The organism is Pseudomonas sp. BF-R-30 (genome assembly GCF_019956175.1).
Lineage (GTDB): Bacteria > Pseudomonadota > Gammaproteobacteria > Pseudomonadales > Pseudomonadaceae > Aquipseudomonas > Aquipseudomonas jessenii.
Window position 1 is genome coordinate 36,002 of sequence record NZ_JAHBDE010000003.1, and the last position, 16,728, is coordinate 52,729.

15 protein-coding genes and 1 pseudogene are annotated in these 16,728 nt (G+C 55.2%); 13 read left to right on the top strand and 3 right to left on the bottom strand.

From position 1 onward, the window contains the following. Positions 1 to 121 precede the first annotated feature (121 nt). The 10 genes and pseudogenes from KGB20_RS01895 to KGB20_RS01940 form a co-directional block, all read left to right on the top strand. Positions 122 to 1,498, top strand: a complete 1,377-nt coding sequence (locus KGB20_RS01895; protein WP_223531863.1) for an aspartate aminotransferase family protein — start codon at positions 122 to 124, stop codon at positions 1,496 to 1,498. A gap of 493 nt (positions 1,499 to 1,991) precedes the next feature. Then, on the top strand, positions 1,992 to 2,819 hold the full coding sequence (locus tag KGB20_RS01900) for a helix-turn-helix domain-containing protein (protein WP_056723403.1): 828 nt from the start codon (positions 1,992 to 1,994) through the stop codon (positions 2,817 to 2,819). A gap of 222 nt (positions 2,820 to 3,041) precedes the next feature. Further along, positions 3,042 to 4,586 (top strand): ABC transporter substrate-binding protein, encoded by a 1,545-nt coding sequence (locus tag KGB20_RS01905; protein ID WP_223531864.1) that lies wholly within the window; start codon positions 3,042 to 3,044, stop codon positions 4,584 to 4,586. A 178-nt stretch (positions 4,587 to 4,764) separates the two neighbouring features. Beyond that, positions 4,765 to 5,781, top strand: a complete 1,017-nt coding sequence (locus KGB20_RS01910; RefSeq protein ID WP_095152373.1) for an ABC transporter permease — start codon at positions 4,765 to 4,767, stop codon at positions 5,779 to 5,781. Next, positions 5,778 to 6,662, top strand: coding sequence for an ABC transporter permease (locus KGB20_RS01915; protein ID WP_095152372.1), 885 nt, complete (start codon positions 5,778 to 5,780; stop codon positions 6,660 to 6,662). The genes KGB20_RS01910 and KGB20_RS01915 overlap by 4 nt, the downstream gene beginning before the upstream one ends. After that, entirely contained in the window at positions 6,662 to 7,693 is a 1,032-nt protein-coding gene (locus KGB20_RS01920; protein ID WP_223531866.1) for an ABC transporter ATP-binding protein, read from the top strand. Before KGB20_RS01915 ends, KGB20_RS01920 begins: the two co-directional genes overlap by 1 nt. Before the next feature lie 24 nt (positions 7,694 to 7,717). Further along, the gene (locus tag KGB20_RS01925) at positions 7,718 to 8,674 is read left to right on the top strand and encodes an ABC transporter ATP-binding protein (RefSeq protein ID WP_095152370.1); all 957 of its coding nucleotides are present in this window, start codon (positions 7,718 to 7,720) and stop codon (positions 8,672 to 8,674) included. 6 nt (positions 8,675 to 8,680) lie between these two features. Beyond that, entirely contained in the window at positions 8,681 to 9,919 is a 1,239-nt protein-coding gene (locus KGB20_RS01930; RefSeq protein WP_223531868.1) for a serine hydrolase domain-containing protein, read from the top strand. Between the two features lie 239 nt (positions 9,920 to 10,158). Beyond that, positions 10,159 to 11,340 (top strand): hypothetical protein, encoded by a 1,182-nt coding sequence (locus tag KGB20_RS01935; protein WP_095152368.1) that lies wholly within the window; start codon positions 10,159 to 10,161, stop codon positions 11,338 to 11,340. A 232-nt stretch (positions 11,341 to 11,572) separates the two neighbouring features. Further along, a pseudogene (locus KGB20_RS01940) lies at positions 11,573 to 11,680 on the top strand (LysR family transcriptional regulator); the annotation flags it as partial. A gap of 53 nt (positions 11,681 to 11,733) precedes the next feature. Here the strand turns inward: KGB20_RS01940 and KGB20_RS01945 are convergent. Together KGB20_RS01945 and KGB20_RS01950 are read right to left on the bottom strand one after the other, a co-directional pair. Continuing rightward, positions 11,734 to 12,369 (bottom strand): LysE family translocator, encoded by a 636-nt coding sequence (locus KGB20_RS01945; RefSeq protein WP_223531870.1) that lies wholly within the window; start codon positions 12,367 to 12,369, stop codon positions 11,734 to 11,736. A gap of 136 nt (positions 12,370 to 12,505) precedes the next feature. After that, the gene (locus KGB20_RS01950; protein ID WP_090454468.1) at positions 12,506 to 13,123 is read right to left on the bottom strand and encodes a helix-turn-helix domain-containing protein; all 618 of its coding nucleotides are present in this window, start codon (positions 13,121 to 13,123) and stop codon (positions 12,506 to 12,508) included. Between the two features lie 45 nt (positions 13,124 to 13,168). Between KGB20_RS01950 and KGB20_RS01955 the strand changes: the two genes are divergently transcribed. The 3 genes from KGB20_RS01955 (at position 13,169) to KGB20_RS01965 (ending at position 15,790) form a co-directional block, all read left to right on the top strand. Further along, entirely contained in the window at positions 13,169 to 13,864 is a 696-nt protein-coding gene (locus KGB20_RS01955; protein ID WP_218497836.1) for a B3/4 domain-containing protein, read from the top strand. Between the two features lie 242 nt (positions 13,865 to 14,106). Continuing rightward, on the top strand, positions 14,107 to 15,000 hold the full coding sequence (locus KGB20_RS01960; RefSeq protein WP_095153003.1) for a dihydrodipicolinate synthase family protein: 894 nt from the start codon (positions 14,107 to 14,109) through the stop codon (positions 14,998 to 15,000). Between the two features lie 151 nt (positions 15,001 to 15,151). After that, positions 15,152 to 15,790 carry an FMN-binding negative transcriptional regulator gene (locus KGB20_RS01965; protein ID WP_090454472.1) on the top strand — a complete coding sequence of 213 codons (639 nt, stop codon included), beginning with the start codon at positions 15,152 to 15,154 and terminating at the stop codon, positions 15,788 to 15,790. Between the two features lie 358 nt (positions 15,791 to 16,148). On the opposite strand, the gene KGB20_RS01970 is transcribed toward KGB20_RS01965, so the two are convergent. Continuing rightward, the gene (locus KGB20_RS01970) at positions 16,149 to 16,631 is read right to left on the bottom strand and encodes a DinB family protein (RefSeq protein ID WP_024777140.1); all 483 of its coding nucleotides are present in this window, start codon (positions 16,629 to 16,631) and stop codon (positions 16,149 to 16,151) included. Positions 16,632 to 16,728 lie beyond the last annotated feature (97 nt).

Genomic DNA, 16,728 nt, shown 5'->3' on the forward strand with positions numbered 1-16,728 from the left:
CCGCAAGCTAGTCTGGAACGACTGTGTTCCGGACTAATTTCCCAGCCAAAACTTAAATCCAGACCCCGCCAAGTTGCTATTAAGGTGAGCGGGGTCGTCACTTTCTTTCTTGGAGACACCCATGTCCAATGCCACTGACACACTGTATGCGAGGGATATAGCCCATCACCTTCATAGCTATACCGATGCGCGGATGCACGAAGGTGTCGGTCCGTTGGCAATTGAGCGCGGGGATGGGGTTTTCGTCTATGACACCGAGGGGCGTCGCTATATCGAAGCCATGTCGGGCCTGTGGAGTGCGGCACTTGGCTTCAGCGAGGTGCGACTGGTCGAGGCAGCCATGACGCAGATGCGTAAGCTACCTTTCTACCACACCTTTACTCACAAAACGCATCAGCCTGCCGTGGATCTCGCGGAGAAGCTCATCTCGCTGGCGCCGGTGCCGATGAGCAAGGTTTTCTTTACCAACTCCGGTTCTGAGGCCAACGACACGGTGGTGAAAATGGTTCGTTACTACAATAACGCCCGTGGCCTGCCGCTGAAGAAAAAGGTGATATCCCGCATCGGAGCCTACCATGGCGTGACTATTGCTGCGGCGAGCCTAACTGGCTTGCCGAACAATCATCGTGCTTTCGACCTGCCGATGATGGACATAGCGCATGCAATGTGCCCGCATCACTATCGTTTCGGCGAACCCGGCGAGTCGGAGGAGGCATTTTCGGATCGTCTTGCAAAAGGGCTCGAAACTCTCATCCAACGCGAAGGGCCCGATACAGTGGCTGCGTTCATCGGCGAACCTTTGATGGCGGCCGGTGGGGTTATTGTTCCTCCGCGCGGCTATTGGCAAAAGATCCAGACGGTTTGCCGCAAGTACGATATTTTGTTGGTAGCAGACGAGGTCGTCTGTGGATTTGGCCGCACTGGCAACATGTTCGGCTCGACTACGTTCGGCATCGAGCCAGACATTATGGTGCTGTCTAAACAGTTGACCTCGTCATATCAACCGCTTGCAGCAGTGTTGATCAACGAACGGATTTATCAGGAGATCGCGGGGCAAAGTTCGACCATCGGGACCTTTGGACACGGCTTCACCGCGAGCGGGCACCCAGTGGCTGCGGCAGTGGCGCTGGAGAACATCAAGTTGATTGAAGAGCGACACTTGGTAGAACACGCGGCCGAAATGGGCGCGCGACTGCGAGCTGGCCTTTCGCAATATGCTGACCACCCGTTAATCGGGGAAATCCGAGGTGTCGGCTTCATTGCCGCCGTTGAGCTGGTCGCAGATAAATCGGAGAAAACCCGGTTCGAGCCGCTTCGCCGAGTCGGTAGTTATTTCAATGCTCGCTGCCAAGAGCACGGCATGATTGTCCGCAACATTGGCGACAGCATTGCGTTCTGCCCACCCCTGGTCACTACAGCGGAAGAAGTCGACCTTATCATCAACTGTTTCAGCAAGGCGTTGGAGGATACGCAGCGGTGGCTGGCGCAGGGGCATTGAGTACGGGTACGGCTCGACTTTGATAGGTTTGGTGTCGTATCGCGGACTCTCCTGTGAGAGTAGGTTGCGGGCCTGCTAAATGGCTTACAGGCAAGCCCGTTGTAGTGTTTACGGAAAATGCCACGACATATATATGTTAGAGCCCTGATTATTCGGGGCTTTTTCGTTGGTGCCTGCCCCGGCCTCGCCACCGGTGGTGTTAATGAAGACCACAGCGGTGACACCTTGGGTAACAATAGGCGCGAATTACAAATATGCAGCCGATGTGAATTCTGCCGATGGGTCAGGAATCGCTGGATAAGCTTCTGTATTTGTTGAATATTTCCTCACCTAGTCGCTATGGTCGGGCTCAATGCTCGCGTCGATCACGGGTTGGCAATACCGAGCTTCTGCGCCACTTTGAGGCACTGTCTTGCACGGAGCTTTTGAAGCCGTGACCCCAAGCGACGATTAGTTCAGCATGTTGTCAATTCTGGCGTTAGGAATACTCTTTATGGTCAGTTCCAGTTCATCCCAGTCGATGCAAGACTTCAGTCAAAACTTGCGCCTTCTCTGCGGATATTATAAGTCGGTGGCTAAGGTGTGCCGCTCCCTTGATATCAACCGCCAGCAGTTCAACAAATACTTGGGGGCGCAAGCGACTCCCTCGTCCTTTACCCTGCGCAAGATCTGCACTTTTTTTGGGGTGGATGAGGAGGAAATATTCTCCGAGCATGAATCCTTCCGCGCTCTGCTCAACAGGCAACGCACGGCACGAGAGCCGGACAGTGCGGTACCAGCCGATTTTTTCCCGAGCTCCGCGCAGGAGTTGTCGAAGTACCAGGGTTACTACTTTGTCTATTTGATGTCGCCTGCCGCGCCGGGGGAGGTGATCAAGTCGATTACCCGCTTGACCCGCTCCGGCGAAAAGATCCTGAGTAAAACCTACGAGCGGATGAGGCTGGGCGATGACCAACTGAATAGTTTCGGCATCAATAAATATCGTGGGTTCTGCTTTGCCTCATCGGATCTGATTTACATCGTCGAGCGCGAGTACCTCTCGTCCCGGGGCTATATCTGGTCAGCGCTTTATCCCTCGTACCGCAGTCGTTTCCGTTTTCTCAACGGCTTGGTACTCGGCGTGTCGGGTGACAATTTCCGCCGTCCTTTTGGTGCCCATATTGTATTTGAGCACCTAGGCGAATCGATCGACCTGCGTAACGCTCTCACCAGTTGCAGCTGTTTTCCGATTGATGCCCCTGAGATTCCCGACGAGGTGAGGTCGCGGCTGCTGGTACATCCATCAGAAGGTGAGTTCAACCTCGTCCCTCCGCTGTTTTAATCTTTTTTTAAAATTGACGCTAGGTGACGCTTTGGGGCGTCACTTGGCGTTTTTTTCTTCGTGCTCGCGAAATTGAGCTGGCCGTGCGGCAGATCGATAATGCCATACACCACTCAAATGTCAGTTTCGTTAACGGCCAATCACATTATTCATTCCGGTTGAATGAGTGCCTGTTTCTACAAGTGATCCGCTGCGCCCGCCATAAAAATAAGAGGAACACCTATGAAATTCAAAAGAACATTGATGGCGGGGTTGATGGCGCTGTCCATTACTGCGCCATTGACCAGTGGTTTGGTGTATGCGGCAAACAATACCTTGGTTGTCGCTGATCGAGCCTCTTTCAAGGATTGGGATCCAGCCTCCGCCTTTTCGGAGGAAGTGCGGGTACTGGGCAATATCTACGAGACACTAGTGGTGTATAACGCGCCAGGCAGTGCTGAGGAGTTTTCCCCCGGGCTTGCCACGTCCTGGGAAGGCAGCGACAACGGCAAAACCTGGACCTTCAAGCTGCGGCACGGCGTTAAATTTCATGACGGTTCGGCCTTTAATGCCGCAGCGGTCAAAAAGTCCATTGATTACGTCAAGGAGCTGAAGCAGGGCGCTGCATTTGTATGGAACGGTCTGGACGCCGTCGAGGCCCTCGCTGACGATACGGTAGTGCTCAAGTTTAAGAGTCCTACTCCGGCCAATCTGATCGCGGCAGGTCAGTATGCCGCTTACATAATTGCCCCGGCGGCGTTAGAGAAAGGTCATGACTGGATGATGGCCCCCAACGCCATCGGTACCGGTCCCTACAAACTTGGGCAGGTCGAACAGGGCCAGCAAGTGGTGCTTGAGCGATTCGATGGCTACTGGGGAGGTTGGAAAGAAGGGCAATTTGATCGGGTCATCGTGAAGGTCGTGTCCGAAGCTGCCACTCGTACCCAGATGATCAAAAATGGCGAGGCCGGTGTCGCTTGGGATATCCCTCTTGATCAGCTCAAGGTGTTGGGAGAGAACCCCTCCATCAAGGTGAGCACCGCGCCTTCGTGGAAGAACTTTCAATTTTTGATCAATACCCAGAAGTACCCTACGAACAACCTGGCATTTCGTCAGGCGCTGCAGTACCTCTGGGACTATGAAAGTGTCACCAAAGATATTTTGCATGGCTACGGCAGCGTTCCCAAGGGGCCTTTGCCCACCAGTATCTGGGGGCATGCCAGCGTGCCTATGGCCTCTTACGATCTGGATAAAGCCCGACAATTGTTGGAAGCCTCCGGTGTACCTAAGCAGGACTGGAAGGTCTCGATGCAGTACATCAGTGGCATCTATGCAAACGCTGCTGAACTATTCCAGGCCACGGCTTCTCAGGTTGGCGTTGAGGTGGAGTTACTCCCCGGCGAGTGGGGTGTGATCTGGGATAAGGCAAAGAAGCTGGATACCGCTCCCAACATGCAATCTATGGCTTGGTGGCCGACGTATCCGACACCCAGCGATTGGCTTTTCAGTGAGTTCCATACAGAAAAAACCACGCTATTCAATCTGTCTCACTACAGCAACCCAAACTTTGATCAGTTGATCGAAGAGGCGTCGGCGTTAGAGGGCAGTGATCGGGCCAAGTCCACTGAAAAGTACGTGCAGGCCCAGCAGATACTGGCCAAGGACGCTCCTGCGATCTGGTACGCCGACGTGCAGCAGATACGTGTCTCCCGCAAAGACATCAAGGGTATGGAAAAGAGCCTGAATCCTGCTTATGAGGCGATTCTCTACTACAACCTGAATCGCTGAATGCTGAGTCGTCTTTGATGAAGTGGTACGTGTAATACCTGATTTGCCATGTAAATCGATAACCAGGCAGTTAGTTAATTTGCCTGGTTATTCCCTCAAGGGTTAATCCGCTTTTGGGGGTTTTTAGTAGGGCGTAAGAAGTCAGGGTCAAGTTTTTTAGCCACAAGGGGTATTCCAAATGGCGAAGTATATAGCTCAGCGATTGATAGTGATGTTCTTCATTCTTTTGGGAGTGTTGACCATCACCTTCGTTCTGAGCCGAGCTCTTCCGGGTTCCCCGGTAGAAATGATGCTGGGAAACCACCCCACGGTGGAGCAGATTGCCGTCGCACGGGAAAAACTGGGGTTGGATAAGCCTCTGCCGATCCAATACTTCAATTACATCGGTGATCTTCTCCGAGGTGATTTTGGCACTAGTCTGCGCACCGGGCGGCCGGTGGTGGAGGAAGTGGTCAGGCGGGTTGGTGCGACTTTTGAACTGACATTCCTGGCAATGTTCTGGGTGGTGGTGCTAGGGGTGCCGATCGGTGTCATCTCAGCGGCGCGGCAAAACTCAGTGGTCGACAATGCGGCACGAGCGGGGTCCATCGCCGGGACGGCGTTTCCAGTTTTCATCCTGGCCATGGGCTTGCAGTTACTGTTCTACGGCAAGCTCAACTGGCTGCCACTACAAGGACGTATCGATGCTTCCATACTTCTCGATAGCCCTTTTGAGCGTGTAACAGGCTTTTACCTGATTGACACGCTGCTGGCCGGTAATTTCGTAGCACTGTGGAGCGCCATCAAACACCTGACGCTACCCGTGCTCACCCTGGTCATCGTGACCTTGGCCACTGTCACCCGGATCACCCGAAACATGATGGTGGAGGTGCTATCCGAGGAGTACATCCGTACGGCCGTTTCTTACGGTGTACCCAAGTGGCGTATCCATTACGCCTATGCCCTGAAGGCGACAATGATTCCGCTCCTGACAGTGGTGGGCCTGACCTTCGGTTACCTGCTCGGTGGTGCGGTAGTTGTTGAGTTCATTTTCGATTGGCCTGGCCTGGGCGGCTTCGTGGTTTTTTCGATTGCCCAGAATGATTTCCCCGCTGTGATGGGCGCCACCTTGGTGCTGGCCACGACGTATCTGTCGATCAACCTGATCGTTGATCTCTTGTATCACCTTGTTGATCCGAGGTTGCGAGTCCAATGAGTATCCAAGACGTATCCCTGTCCATGCCCTCGCGAGCCCCCTCATGGCGTATCAAGGCCCTGGCGTTTGCCAGCGATAACAAGTTGTTTGTATTCGGCGCGCTGTTATTGCTGCTGATCATCCTGGCGGCAGTCTTCGCCCCTTGGCTTGCACCTTATGAGCCGAACAAGATTGTCTTTTCCCAGAAATTGCTGGCACCCAACTGGGCACACTGGATGGGCACCGACGAGTTTGGTCGCGACATTCTTTCACGGGTGCTTTATGGCGCACGCACCTCGCTGATCATCGGAGTGAGCGTGACTCTGATTGCGATGCTGATCGGGATTCCGATTGGGCTTGTTTCCGGTTACTTCGGTGGTCGAGTCGATACGCTGCTGATGCGTTTATCAGATGTGTTCCTGGCCTTTCCGCCGCTGTTGTTGCCGATCGCTATCACCGCTGCGCTGGGATCGGGATTGGCCAACGCCATGTTAGCGCTCGCTGTCTCCTGGTTTCCCTGGTACGCGAGGATCATGCGCGGTGCGGTAGTACGGGTTCGGTCAGAAACCTATATCCATGCCGCCCGTTCCATGGGTGTCAGTCACTGCCGTATTTTGCTTCGCCATGTACTGCCCAATGCCACCACGCCTGTGATCGTGCAGGGCTCCATGGACTTTGGTTACACCATTCTCGCCGCTGCCTCGCTGAGCTTTATCGGGCTGGGGGCCAAGCCGCCCATGATCGAATGGGGGCTGATGGCCGCGGCGTCGCGCTCGCAGTTACTTGAGAATCCCTGGACGGTGCTGTTTCCCGGAGTGGCAATTTTTGTCCTGGTGCTGGCCGTCAACCTGGTGGGTGACGGGCTGCGCGATGTGCTCGATCCAAAGAAGGGGACGCGCTGATGATCGACGAATCCTTGCAGTATTCTGCTTTCGAGCGTCTCGCCGCTTCGAATAACGACGCAGCTCAAGACCTGGTGCTGGAAGTGGAAGGGCTGACGGTGTCTTTCCCTGGTTTGTTCAAGACCGTAAAGGCCGTACGCGGCATCGACCTTAAGGTAAGGCGCGGTGAGATCCTCGGGTTGGTGGGGGAGTCGGGCTCGGGCAAGTCTATGACGGCCATGTCTTGCCTTGGATTGATGCCTGAAGCCGCTCGGCTGGAAGGCAGTGTCAGGGTCGCCGGACAACAGGTCAACGGCGCCTCGGCATCGCAGCTGGCGGCTTTGCGTGGCGGTGGTGCGGCGATGATCTTCCAGAATCCGATGAAGGCGCTCAACCCGTTCTTCACCATCGGGCGGCAGATGTTCGACGTCATCGGCTGCCATCGGCAACTGAGTAAGGCACAAATCCGCGCCGAGGCGCTGAGCTCGTTGGAAGCGGTGAGCATGCCCGACCCCCCTCTGGCGCTAGCCAAGTACCCGCACCAGATGTCTGGAGGTCAGTTGCAGCGAGTGGTGATTGCCATGGCGCTGGCCTGTCGGCCGAAACTGCTGATCGCCGATGAGCCGACCACGGCGCTGGACGTCACCGTGCAGGCGCAGATCATCGCTCTGCTGCGCAAGCTGGCACGGGAGCAGGAGCTGGCGATTCTGTTTATCACCCATAACCTGGGGGTAGTGGCTTCGCTCTGTGACCGGGTGGCGGTGATGTATGCCGGCGAAGTGGTGGAGAGCGGTCCAGTGGGCGAGGTGTTCAAGCGACCTGCACACCCCTACACCCTTAAGTTGATGGGCACCGTGCCCAAGTTGGGGCAGGGACCCCAAGCCCTGGGCTTCATCCCAGGGCAGGTGCCGAACATGGCGGCTCCCCCGGCTGGCTGTGCCTTCAACCCACGTTGTGAACGCGCCACCGGACGCTGCAATCACGCTGCGCCGAGGGTTGTCATCGGCAAGGAGCACTGGGCAGCTTGCCACAACATATTGGTCAAGGTGTGAGGCTTCTGTGAAAGGTAAACGGCTATGAATAACAACAAACAGCCCGCACTGTTGAGCGTCAATCAGTTGCACAAGACCTACGCCAGCCGCGATGGCCTGGTGACGGCCATTGACCACATCAGTCTGGAGGTGCAGGTCGGTGAGACGGTCGCGCTGGTGGGGGAATCCGGTTGTGGCAAAAGTACGGTGGCCGCGACCTTGCTCGGTCTGCTGCCAGCCGATAGTGGGCAAATTCTGGTTGAAGGTCGGCCGCTGCCCACTGATGCCAGGGCGCGGGGCAGGAGCTTGAGTATGGTGTTCCAGAACCCGTACGCCTCGCTGAACCCGAAAATGACGATCAAGGCGATTGTTGCCGAGCCGCTGAAGGTTGCCTTTGGTCTGCGCGGTAGCGCCTTGCACGCGCGCATTCTCACGCTGTTGGGAAATGTGGGGATGGGCGAGGAGCACATGGAGCGCTATCCCCATGAATTCTCCGGTGGTCAGTTGCAGCGCATCGCTATCGCTCGGGCCCTGGCGCTGGAGTCGAAACTGCTGATCCTCGATGAGCCTACGGCGGCGCTCGACGTTTCGGTCCAGGCCCAAGTGCTGCAACTGCTCAAGACGCTGCAGAACGACAATGGCCTGAGCTACCTGTTTATCAGCCACGACCTTGCGACGGTCGAGTATCTGGCGCAGCAAGTACTGGTGATGTACTTGGGGCGCATCGTCGAGGCCGGGCCTGTGGAGCAGGTGTTTGGCCGACCGCGTCATCCCTACACGCGTGCGCTGCTCAATTCCGTGCCCTCCATCGACCCGGAGCGCCGTGACGAGTTGCAAATCCTGAGTGGCGAGATCCCCAGCCCCTTGAACCGGCCTGCCGGATGCCACTTCGCGCCTCGTTGCCCGCAGGCCAGTGAGCGCTGCCGCCGAGAAGTGCCGGCCGAGACCCAGGATAACCGCCACCGCTTTTCTTGCCACCACCCTCTGAACGATGAGAGCTGAACCCCTATGTACAATAAAAAAGATATGACCGCTCCCGGCATTGGTTATCAGGACCTAAGTTTGATGCAGGGCTATCCGCCGTCCCGGGAAAAGCAAGTTGGCCTGCATAATTGGGACAGTCCGCCCTATAACCGCTGGTCGTTCCAGCACATGAGCCAGTTGTTTCCGGTGGCCGCTATTCATCGCAGTCCTGGACCGGTCACTGAACTCGAGCGCAACGAACGCTCACTGGACGACGTACGTTTCCAGCGGGTCGACGGCGGACAAACCGATCTGGCGACCTTCCTGACCGACAGCTACACCGATGGTTTTTTGGTGCTTCATCAAGGCAAGGTGGTTTCGGAGCAGTATTTCAACGGTATGCAGCCGCACACGTTGCATCTGTTGCAATCGGTATCCAAGACCGTCGTCGGTAGCCTGGTCGGCAGGTTGATCGGCCAGGGCCGAATCGATCCCCAAGCGCGTGTCAGTGACTATGTGCCCGAGCTTTTGGCAAGCGGCTATGGCGACGCCCGGGTACAGGATCTGCTGGATATGCGCACGGGAGTGAGATTCAGAGAGGACTACACCGATCCGGATGCTGAATTCATCCAGTTGGATATCGCCTCGGGTTGGCGTGAACGGGGAGAGCGGGAGTCACCTGACAGCATTTATGGTTTGTTGAAGTCGCTGAGTAAGGACCGTGAACATGGTCAGTTCTTTGAGTATCGCTCAGTGGATACCGACGTGCTGGCCTGGGTCTGTGAGCGGGCCTGCGGCGAGCGGCTCCCTGTTTTATTGAGCCGGGAGATCTGGTCAAGACTGGGGGCAGAGCAAGACGCGAATATCACCCTCGATTGCGTTGGAACTGCATTGGCCGATGGCGGGATGAGCGCCACGCTGCGTGATCTGGCGCGCTTTGCCCAGATGTATCTGCAGGGTGGACATTTCAACGGTCAACAGATTGTTCCAGAGGAGTTTGTGCGTGCATGCGGCCGTGGTTCCACACCGGCTTTTGAAGTCCTCTATGGGTTCTATGTCAAACACTTTCCTGACGCCGCCTATAGCAATCAGTGTTGGGTGCTGGACAGTGAACAGGGTACCTATTCGGCGCGAGGAGTATTTGGGCAGAGTATCTATTGGGATCCGGCTTCTGAAGTGGCAATCGTAAAACTTTCCAGTTGGCCGGACTTCATCAACTCAGAGTGGACGTTGAATACCTTCCGTGCTTGTGCAGCTGTGGTTGAAGAACTGCAACGCGACTGACGCGGGTGACCGCGGCTTGTCACGCACCTCCCAGCCTTGGTGAAGAAGTGCAAATTGCAGGCTCGGCATAGCTACACCCAGACCCGGCTGAACGCCGGCGGCTGACCCTCCCGGCCCTCACTTGAACGCTGTTTGCAGCCTTCGTTCTGGTGGGCCCTACCCCTTTCATCCAGACCGCGCTTTTGCCGTGGCCGGGATGAGTGTTGCCAACAATAAAATAAACAAGAGACGGAGCGACCATGAACTTGAACACCACCCGGGCCTTGCGCTCATTGACCCCGCTGGCGCTGTTGGGGGCGCTTTCCACCCCAGCGATGGCGATCCAGGTCACCGACAACCTCGATCTCGGCGGTGCCGTCCGGGCGCGTTGGGACTATGACCCGGATCGTGACATCCAGAAGTTCAACTTCGACACCGCGATCCTCAGCGCCAAGTACAACTCCGATACCTGGATCGGCGAGGCCCAATACCGTTTCTACGGTCGAGCCTACCCTTATGAGTACACAGAGAATGTCGGTGACGTCCAGTTCGCCGAATTGGCGTGGATCGGCTACAAGTTCAACCCCGACCAGCAGGTTCAAGTCGGCCTGAACCAGCTGCCGTTCGGTTTGCAGCCGTACTTCGGCAGCACGTTCTACCAAACCCTGGGCAGCGTCATAGGACTGGAAGACGTGGAAGAAGTCGGCGCCAAGTACATCCAGCAAAGCGGCGACTGGAATATTCAGGCCGGTTACTACCTGCGCCCCGCTTGGCAGGGTAAAGGCACTAGCAATGGTGAAACCTACTCCACCGTGGTCTCCGAAGCGGACAGCTATGTCATCGACGGTAGCAACAACCAGGAACGCAACACAGTGGTCCTTCGGGTGGCCAAGGCGCTGGACCTGGGACCGTGGAAGTCCGAAGTCGGGATCTCCGGCCTGACCTCGTCCCTGGAGAACCGCGACACCAACAACGATGGCCGGCGCAATGCCATGGCGGTGCACTACATCGGCAAGAACGGCCCATGGGGCGTACAACTGCAAGCCGCGCGACAGCAGATGTCCCCGCGCAACCCCGGCACCGATGAACTGGTGACTTTCGGCAGTTACGACGCCACCTTCAACGTCGCCAGTCGCGGCAACTTGTACGTGGCGGATGTAAGCTATGACGTCAGCGGCAAGTATCTGTTCGATCAGATCAGCGGTGTGAAGCTGTACGCCAACTACAGCGCCTTCGATAAATCTGCGGACGATTTCAAGACCTCGCAACGGATGATTTTCGGCACCTCGTTCTCCCTCAGCAAACTATGGATCGCCACGGAATGGTTGTACGGCAAGAATGATCCGGTCATCGGTGGCGGCAGCCTCACCCAGAGTCTGGGGGCTGGTGGTAGTAACCAGTGGGAAAACCAGTTGTACATGAACATCGGGTATTACTTCTGATCCGGATTTTTTGGCAACAGCCCTAATGTCCTTTTCGCGAGCGGGCTCGCTCCCACAGGTTTAGCGCATAATCTGTGGGAGCGAGCCCGCTCGCGAATTCGTCAGTCCAAACAACACGTGCATCAGCCCATCCACTGATAGTCAGATAGACCCTACAGAACAATCACTACCCCAAGAAAAACAATAAACCTGCCCCACGTAACAACTGAGGCTGGTGCGGAGTCATCCTTTCATGCGTCAAATGCCCTCGCTCAACATGCTGCGAGTCTTTGAAGAAGTCGCACGGAATCGCAGTTTCAGCCAGTCGGCGCTGGGTCTGAACGTTACCCAAGGCGCGGTCAAGTGGCTTACACAATCAATAGACTCTACATGCATAAACAGCCCAGATCCGGGCTAGGAGTGGGAGAACATCAGCTTTACTCCAGCCGCTCCGAAAACTAGCGCAAGGGTACCTTCGATCCATCGGCGTGCTCGGCGATATCCCCGAATCATGGGCGCGGTGGAGAAGATGATCGCATAGCCACAGAAGATAGTGACGCTAAGCACGGCGCAACCGGCCAGAATAATCCCGACCGTTTTTGGCGAAGCGTGCGGACCCAAGCCAAGGGTCATGGTAGCGATCCAGCCGAGCAGCGCCTTAGGGTTTGTGAGATGCATGAACAAGCCGCGCTGATAAAGACTGAAGCCCGAGACTTTTGGCGCGGCAGCTATCTCTTTCTCGAGTCGCTCATTGGACGTTAGAGCAGAGCGGCCTGCTTTGATGGCAAGGAAGAGCAGGTAAGCACCGCCAACCGTTTTTAAGACACCCAGCGCCTGCGCATACTGCGCCAGGACGGCTGAGACGCCCGTGGCTGCCATCGATCCCCAGAAAATCGAACCACTGATCACACCTGCCGCTAGCAGGAGCGCAGGCTGCCTGCCTTGGTGCATCGCGACGCCCATTATTCGCATGTTGCTCGGTCCAGGACTCGCCGCTCCAACAATATAGGCCGTGAATACGAGGAAGAGATGGTGGTAATCAAATGACATTAAAAGCCCCTTAACGAAGTTCTATGCCAGTCAGCGGCTCCGTTATTAGGAGCCCTATGACGGGGCGATGATGGCCGACCATAAGAGCCAACCCGGCGGACTCCTCTGTAAGCTTCAGCGCGATGCTGTCTGAACGTTAAATTTCACGCCCGGATTGGTGGATCTCCGTTACAGACATGGTGAATATCAGTTTTGATTTGCCTTTATTCGAGTAGACATGAGGTACATCTGTTTTTGCTACGGCTGAGCAACCCGCAGAAACGCTCAGTTCGGTATCTCCTACTATGAAGTGGAGTGTCCCTTTCTCCACGTGAAGTAGCTCAGTTGTGCCGTGAGGGTGCCCTGAGGAGGCAAAGTTTTCGCCGGGAAACATTTCCCAGCGCCAAAGCTCAATCATGTTCGGACCACTGGTTCCAGCCAGGAGCCGAGCCGTCCCTCCCATGTTTCCTGTCCAGAGTGTGGGAATATCCTTGCTCTCGATGAGGTGGGCAGATGGGGCGTCGGACACGTTTACGACATCAGCAACTGAAAGGCCCAAAGCAGCAGCGATTTTGCACAGGATCGCGATGCTTGGGTTAGCCGTGCATTTCTCTATCTCGACCACCATGCCCTTGCTGACACCGGAGCGACGGGAAAGCTCGTCGAGAGTGATTTTCCGCTTCTTCCGTTCCTGTTTGAGCCTACGGGAAACTGCCTCGCTAACGGTTTGAACGTCGGCCCCGGTGTTGGTCGGTATATTGACTATTTTGGTCATTGATCGCTAGTATGAAGTGAAATTTAGGATTAAAGGGATTCTCTGATGCTGTCCGTACTGCCGTCAATCGACCAAGACGTAATCAATTTGGCACCTGAGTTCAGAGCGCTCAGCATTGTGGTCGAAGCTGCACCAATCGCCAATCCAGATATTGGCAAGGACGCTTTGGCTCGAGCCTGTCAATCAGTCACGGCGGGTGGTGCACTGTGGGCAGACGCTCACCTGACCGCTTGGGCGGATCTCTTCCGAAAATTCGGTGCCAAGCCGCAGCGCACCCCTTGCTCAGCTGAAGCTCTTCGCAAACGGGTCCTGCGTGACGGCAGTCTGCCGAGTATCGATCCAGTGGTTGATCTCTATAACGCCATCAGCATTGAATACGCAGTTCCGGTCGGCGGTGAGAACGTCGAAGCCTATGTGGGCTCGCCGCGACTCGCTGTTGCTGATGGATCGGAACCTTTCGACACCATGAAAGAAGGCGCTCCAGCCCACGAATATCCTGATTCTGGCGAGGTTGTTTGGCGGGACGATAAAGGGGTGACTTGCCGTCGTTGGAATTGGCGACAGGGTGTCAGAACACGGCTCAGTGCAGACGCGAAGCACATGTGGTTCATTCTGGAAAGTCTGCCGACAATGCCGCTCGAGGCATTGACTGAAGCGGGTGACAAGCTGATAGAAGGCCTGCAACTGATGATGCCAGGCGCTCAGATTGAGAGTGTGCTTATCGGTCCAGGTGCCAATTAGTACATAAGCGAGAGGGTACGGGCTGCTTGTGTGGATGCATACGGGGTTATGTCCAATCTCGCCTCGCACGCAGCCTTTTTATCGGTGGCATTCATGCCCCCCCACATCACCTTGAAAAAGCCTGCAGCTGAATCGAAGAAATCTCCATGGCGCATGGTGTCGATTATTGAGCAATGTATGCTTCGGAGTCCGTCCGTCCTGTGGTGATCTAATTGCAGAATCACACAATGGAGTCCTGAACTATGTTTACCGGTCTTAGTGCATTTCCTTTGACGCCAATGAATGAGCAGGGTGTGGATGAAGGAGCATTTGCTCGCCTTGTGGAGCAACTGGTGGCTGCAAAAGTGGATTCTATCGGTGCGCTCGGATCTACAGGAAGCTATGCGTACCTTTCTCGGATTGAACGCTCACGAGTTACGCAGTTGGCAGTAGAGGCAGCCGGGAATGTTCCCGTCATGGTAAGTATTGGGTCGCTGCGGACGCGTGATGTGCTGTTGCTGGCAGAGGATGCGCAGAAGGTGGGAGTCAAGGCATTGTTGCTGCCACCCGTTTCCTATCAGAAGCTAACAGCTGAAGATGTTTTTTCCCTGTACGAAACGGTCACCGCCAATATCTCCGTCCCGCTATGCGTCTATGACAACCCCGGCACCACCCATTTCGAATTTACTGATGAGCTTCACGGGCGCATTGCCCACCTGCCGAATGTGCACTCGATCAAGATCCCTGGCGTTCCTGAAGCACCAGATCAGGCCAAGGCACGAGTCGATCGCCTTCGGGCACTGATTCCGGAGCACGTAACGATCGGGGTAAGCGGGGATGTATTTGCTGCTACTGGATTGAACGCAGGCTGTCAGGTCTGGTACTCCGTCATTGGGGGCTTGTTCCCGAAAACAGCCCTGGCAATCACGCGTGCTGCGTTGTCGGGTAACGCCAAAGAAGCGACTCGCCTTTCCGAATCTTTGAAGCCTCTATGGGCCCTCTTTACACAATTTGGGGGAAGCTTGCGCGTTGTTGCAACGGCGGCCGAGCTTCGTGGATTCACCCACTCTCCGAGCTTGCCATTGCCACTCAGAACCATCAGTGGAGCAGGGCGTCAGCAAATTGCTGCGGTGATCGACGAGCTCGAACTGAGCTGAGCAGTAAGTGCTGCGAATGCATCCGAAACGCCAAGCTGCATCTTTACAATGATACAGCTCAGCAGGCGCGGTAGGGCCGATGTTTAGTCGGCTTTGACCGGCGCAGTGGCCCTAATGTTGAGCGAGCAGATCAGTTATAGGAGCAAAGTAAATGTACATCCCCCCTCAGTTTGAAGAGTCTCGTGTTGGCGTTTTGCAAGAAGTCATTATGCGAAATCCGCTTGGGTCACTTGTCACTTGTTCGGGTGATGGGATTGACGCCAATCACCTACCTTTTGAACTTGTACTCCGCAGCGGAGCGCTTGGGGTGCTGCAGGCGCATGTGGCGCGGAATAACCCCCTATGGCATGAAGTCGCCCAGGGCAGTGAGGTGTTGGTGATATTTCGAGCTCAAGATGCGTATATATCGCCGCAATGGTATCCGAGCAAACAGGATTTCCATCAGCAAGTCCCCACTTGGAACTACCGGGTCGTGCACGCATTTGGTCGTGTGACGTTTCACGATGATGCACAGTACGTGCGTCGTGTCGTAGCAAAGCTGACCAAGTCTCATGAAGCAACTCAGCCCACACCTTGGAAAATGACCGATAGTCCCAAGGAGTACATAGATGCCATGCTGAAAAAAATTGTAGGGGTCGAGATCGAAATCACGAGGCTGGTGGGGAAATTCAAGCTCGGTCAGGATGAGGAAGCCCGTGATATCCGAGGTGCTGGCGATGCTTTGGTCTCGCGTAATGAGCGAGGAATTGGATTAGCCATGCTTGAGTGCGCTGATAATAAAGACATTTAGCATCTTCCTTCCCACTTACAAAAAGGCGCCTACTGAAATAAAGGAGCATTTCTATTCGTGACACGCTCCTCATAAAAATCGTAGGCACTTATGAATTTTCTTTGCAGTGAGGACGCCTCAGCAGAAGGTGGCTTGCTGAGGCATTTTTTTGAGATCGCTGCTTCGGGCCGGCAGGCCGGCTTACTCAGTTTGAATCACACCGAAGCCTCGTTCGACATTTGAGCGGAATTGTCTCAGGTTCCTTTTATGCATCCAGCGCTCGTCATATTGGGGGCAACTGGTGCTTGATCGGGTATGCAGAACATCGAAAGATTTCCTATTACGTATCATCGCCATACATGGGCCGGACCATCAGTGCCTAGAGCTTCAAAAACGTTGTGAAATGGTCCTTGTGATCCAGCAGGAGCTCACGAGGCAAGATAGTCGCCACACTTCCTCGATGCTGCAATCCATGTGATAGCACGTGTGCAAGAACCTGCTCTTTCGTCATGTTGCCTGGTTTTCCATCCTTGAAAATAAACGCAACCGGATCAGACAGTTCGATTGCAGTGATCGACTGGGTGTAGTTCACAAACCATTGATTCGCTGAAGAAAAGCACTCTTCCAGTCGACCTAGGTCTTGTTTCTGTTCGGTCAGGATGGAGTCAAATTCATCCGGTTTTCCCTGCAGTCTGGCAATGAACAGTTGGTCAACAATATTGATATGGGCTAGCCAGTAGAGTGCTTCCTCCATTTCGGTTGGAAATTTTTTTGCCGCGGGGGCTTTCAAGCACTTGAACAGTTCCTCCTCAGACCATGCCTTGTATTTGTAAAGCGAATGAAGAAGGTTCGTGGCACTCATGGCGTTCTCCTGGATTTCTAATTTTCTGGCTGCCCTGGACCTTCTGATGGGAATGCGGATAGGGCTCCTTCCCGCAGGGGGATAGCCGTGCACGGTC

Coding starts and splice junctions, on each gene's coding strand:
- KGB20_RS01955 (WP_218497836.1), top strand. CDS start 13,169: ATGCTGTCCGTACTGCCGTCAATCGACCAAGACGTAATCAATTTGGCA.
- KGB20_RS01905 (WP_223531864.1), top strand. CDS start 3,042: ATGAAATTCAAAAGAACATTGATGGCGGGGTTGATGGCGCTGTCCATT.
- KGB20_RS01945 (WP_223531870.1), bottom strand. CDS start 12,369: ATGTCATTTGATTACCACCATCTCTTCCTCGTATTCACGGCCTATATT.
- KGB20_RS01925 (WP_095152370.1), top strand. CDS start 7,718: ATGAATAACAACAAACAGCCCGCACTGTTGAGCGTCAATCAGTTGCAC.
- KGB20_RS01960 (WP_095153003.1), top strand. CDS start 14,107: ATGTTTACCGGTCTTAGTGCATTTCCTTTGACGCCAATGAATGAGCAG.
- KGB20_RS01930 (WP_223531868.1), top strand. CDS start 8,681: ATGTACAATAAAAAAGATATGACCGCTCCCGGCATTGGTTATCAGGAC.
- KGB20_RS01970 (WP_024777140.1), bottom strand. CDS start 16,631: ATGAGTGCCACGAACCTTCTTCATTCGCTTTACAAATACAAGGCATGG.
- KGB20_RS01920 (WP_223531866.1), top strand. CDS start 6,662: ATGATCGACGAATCCTTGCAGTATTCTGCTTTCGAGCGTCTCGCCGCT.
- KGB20_RS01915 (WP_095152372.1), top strand. CDS start 5,778: ATGAGTATCCAAGACGTATCCCTGTCCATGCCCTCGCGAGCCCCCTCA.
- KGB20_RS01900 (WP_056723403.1), top strand. CDS start 1,992: ATGGTCAGTTCCAGTTCATCCCAGTCGATGCAAGACTTCAGTCAAAAC.
- KGB20_RS01895 (WP_223531863.1), top strand. CDS start 122: ATGTCCAATGCCACTGACACACTGTATGCGAGGGATATAGCCCATCAC.
- KGB20_RS01910 (WP_095152373.1), top strand. CDS start 4,765: ATGGCGAAGTATATAGCTCAGCGATTGATAGTGATGTTCTTCATTCTT.
- KGB20_RS01950 (WP_090454468.1), bottom strand. CDS start 13,123: ATGACCAAAATAGTCAATATACCGACCAACACCGGGGCCGACGTTCAA.
- KGB20_RS01965 (WP_090454472.1), top strand. CDS start 15,152: ATGTACATCCCCCCTCAGTTTGAAGAGTCTCGTGTTGGCGTTTTGCAA.
- KGB20_RS01935 (WP_095152368.1), top strand. CDS start 10,159: ATGAACTTGAACACCACCCGGGCCTTGCGCTCATTGACCCCGCTGGCG.